Below are 3,023 nucleotides of genomic sequence, written 5' to 3'. Positions count from 1 at the left end.
CCGGTGGGCAGCTGCGCGACGACGAGGACCTCACCGCCTCTGCGCGCCGCCAGCTCGCCGAGAAGGTGGATGTGCGCGAGGTCTCCCATCTCGAACAGTTGTCGGTGTTCTCCGCCCCCCACCGCATCCCCGGCCCCCGTACCATCGCGTCCACCTATCTCGGCCTGATACCGAGCACGTCGGATCCGCAGTTGCCCGACGACACCGCCTGGCATCCCGTGGCGCACCTGCCGGAGACGTCCTTCGACCACGGCGTGATGGTCGACAACGCCCGTGCCCGCCTGGCGGCGAAGCTGTCCTACACGAACATCGCATTCGGGCTGGCCCCCGCGGAGTTCGCCATGTCAGAACTGCGCGACATCTATTGCGCTGCACTGGGTTACCAGGTCGATGCGACGAACCTGCAGCGAGTTCTCAAGCGCCGCAACGTGCTGACCGCAACCGGCACGACCGCCCCGCCCGGACGCACCGGGGGGCGCCCCGCCGCCCTCTACCGGTTCACCGACTCACGCCTGCGCGTCACCGACGAATTCGCCGCCCTGCGCCCGCCCGGCTGAGATGGATCGCGCCGGATCGAACATCCGGGTGCAGTGGATGATTCGACACCGCGCATAGACCCCGGTGATCATCGCATCCGAAATCGCCGCGATACGAGTCCGTTTCACTCGGTCACTTCCTCCGCCCCCTGGGGATCACACGACTGCGTGCACAGCAGCGGCTCGCACGGACAGCCCAGGTCCGGGTTGCACGACCGGGGGCAGCGTGCCGGGAAACAGACTTCGGCTTCGATCCTCGGAACCCCGCGGTGTCATTGTCGATCGCCAGTACCGCCGCACGGGTCGGCACCTTCCGTTCGATCAGCCGGCGCAGGTTTCCGGTCGTGCGCCGATGACTCCCCCGAATCTGTGTGACGGTGTCGTGGACCGCGGGATCGCCCGAGTAGACCGAGGTGGCGAAATGGATTCCGTTGGCTGCGGAGAATTCGAGGGTCGCCTCGTCGAGCCGCGTGAGGTTGGTGAACACCTCGACGAAATCGAATCCGACGTCGATACTCCGGCGCAGCAGTCGGCCGAATGCCGGATTGAGCTGCGGCTCCCCTCCGATGAACTGAATTTTCCGGCGGCCGAGTGCATACGCCTCGGCCGGGATCCGCGGCCACGCCTGCCCGATGGTGAACCAGATCTCACAGTCCGGAGCCGTCCGGGCTCTCCCAGCAAAACCAGCCGGCCCAGAGACTTTCGGCGGCACGGAGAAGGGCGCTCGGGTCGGGTTGTCGTCATCGGCCACGGATTCGTTCCTCCCGTGCAGTATTCGACATGCAACGGTCAGTGCCACGACAAAATCGAGATGCAGAGCCCGCGGCAACCATCAGGCCACACCGCGTAGCCCTCAGGGAACATTGGGCGCGTCCGACATCCTACGAGTCGAAGCCACAGGGCCGCTGCGTTTTCGCTCATTCGCCCGCAGCCGGTACCACCTGGCACCGGACACAGATCGGCGACGCGGACCGCGGAAATGTAACGCCGTCGCCGGGGCAGCCGACATGCCCTGTGACGCGGGGGCACCCCATTGCGGGGTGGTCGATGGGTGACCACAACCGGATTGGACGGATATGGCAGAGCAGACGGCGTCGCACCGACGGCGGATCGCAGCGGGCCTGGCGGCTCCGGCAGTGTTGGGAGTGGCGGCGCTGGTGGCGGTCGCCGTGACGGGGACCGACACGCCGGTCAGAACGGACACCGCTCTGGTCGCGATGACCAACGAATGCCACGACATGGTGAGCATCGCCATCGGCGGCCGGACCGACACCCCGCGCACCGGTCAGCACGCCATGCTCACCACGCCCGACGGCACGACGCTGCCCGCCGCGATGTCCGGGGACTACAACAGCCCCTGGGTCGACCCGGTGGTCAACGCCCCGCGCGACGCCGGCAAGGACTACGCCGCGTTCTACGTCGAATATCCAGCGCACATGGCGACCTACGAGGACGCGGTCGAGACGGGCGTCGACAACGCCCAGACCGTGATGAAGGCGATCCGCGCCGAGTGCCCGAACACGCAGTTCGCGATCGTCGGATACAGCGAGGGCGCCGACGTGGCCCGCCGCGCCGCGATGGAGATCGGCAACCAGAAACCGAACGAGGACGGCTCGTACGACATCGTCGACCCGAACTACGTGGTCGGTGTCGTCATCCTCGCCGACGCGGGCCGCACCGCGGGCGAGGGTCCGTTCCCCGGCGCGCAGGATCCGTTCCGCAATCCCGACGGATACGACCGCCCCTACCAGTCCGGGAACACGAGCGCCGACGGCAGCGGCATCGCGACGGACACCAGCGGCGGCTTCGGCGCGCTGGACGGCAGGATCGCCTCGTTCTGCTCCGAGGGCGACTTCACGTGCGACGCCCCGGAGAACATCGCGCTGCTCCAGCTCGCCTCGAACGTCGGCCGGCAGCTCAACATCGACCGGATGCAGGACGAAGGCCTCACCCTGGCGACCGGCCAGGACCTGGCGGTCACGATCGGCCGCGTCGCGATGCTCGCGTTCGCCGACATCCAGGCGCAGGGCAACTGGATGCAGACCGACCAGACCTTCCTCGACGTGCTGATCAAGGTGTCCGATCCCAGCTACACGCCGACCCAGCCGACGGACGTCGCCGCCGACACGGAGCTCCAGCTCAGCGCGGCGGAGAACCTGGTGTATCTGCCCACGAAGGTGCGCAACGAGATCATCGGCTTCATCGCGGACAACGCGAACACCATCCCGGTCGCGCTGAGCGATCCCTACCAGCAGACCCTCGGCGAGGTCAGCGGCTTGCCGTTCGCCGCGTCCGCGTCACGCCAGTAGTCGAAGTGGTGTCCGCTGACCTCGGCCGAATACGCCGCCCAGTGGCTCACCCACCTGGCCGAACAGGCCGACAAGGGTGAACTGCCCAAGTCCACCACGAAGAGCGCCTCCGCGGACGCGCTCGCGGTGACCGCGGAGACCACCTCCGAGACCACGACGAGCACCACGACCACCCCGG

General features: G+C 67.7%; 4 protein-coding genes. 2 read left to right on the top strand and 2 right to left on the bottom strand.

The window, feature by feature from the left end:
- The coding region (locus I0Q12_RS17255) for an NUDIX hydrolase (RefSeq protein WP_197253059.1) at nt 1–557 on the top strand (557 nt) is incomplete at its 5' end.
- A 112-nt stretch (nt 558–669) separates the two neighbouring features.
- Here I0Q12_RS17255 and I0Q12_RS17250 read toward each other — a convergent pair.
- On the bottom strand, nt 670–1,365 hold the full coding sequence (locus I0Q12_RS17250) for a radical SAM protein (RefSeq protein WP_197253058.1): 696 nt from the start codon (nt 1,363–1,365) through the stop codon (nt 670–672).
- A gap of 247 nt (nt 1,366–1,612) precedes the next feature.
- Here I0Q12_RS17250 and I0Q12_RS17245 point away from each other — a divergent pair, with 247 nt between their 5' ends.
- Entirely contained in the window at nt 1,613–2,845 is a 1,233-nt protein-coding gene (locus tag I0Q12_RS17245; RefSeq protein WP_307846316.1) for a cutinase family protein, read from the top strand.
- On the opposite strand, the gene I0Q12_RS34930 is transcribed toward I0Q12_RS17245, so the two are convergent.
- The coding region (locus I0Q12_RS34930; protein WP_307846314.1) for a hypothetical protein at nt 2,782–3,023 on the bottom strand (242 nt) is incomplete at its 5' end. The two genes, I0Q12_RS17245 and I0Q12_RS34930, sit on opposite strands and share 64 nt — an antisense overlap.

Origin of the sequence: Rhodococcus sp. CX, assembly GCF_015865005.1 — a bacterium.
Taxonomy (GTDB): domain Bacteria; phylum Actinomycetota; class Actinomycetes; order Mycobacteriales; family Mycobacteriaceae; genus Rhodococcus.
The sequence above is the reverse complement of the archived record's forward strand: the minus strand, read 5'-3'. Positions and strand labels throughout refer to the sequence as shown.

Excerpts from the sequence above, each read along its gene's own strand:
- I0Q12_RS17245 (WP_307846316.1), top strand. The coding sequence starts at position 1,613 with ATGGCAGAGCAGACGGCGTCGCACCGACGGCGGATCGCAGCGGGCCTG.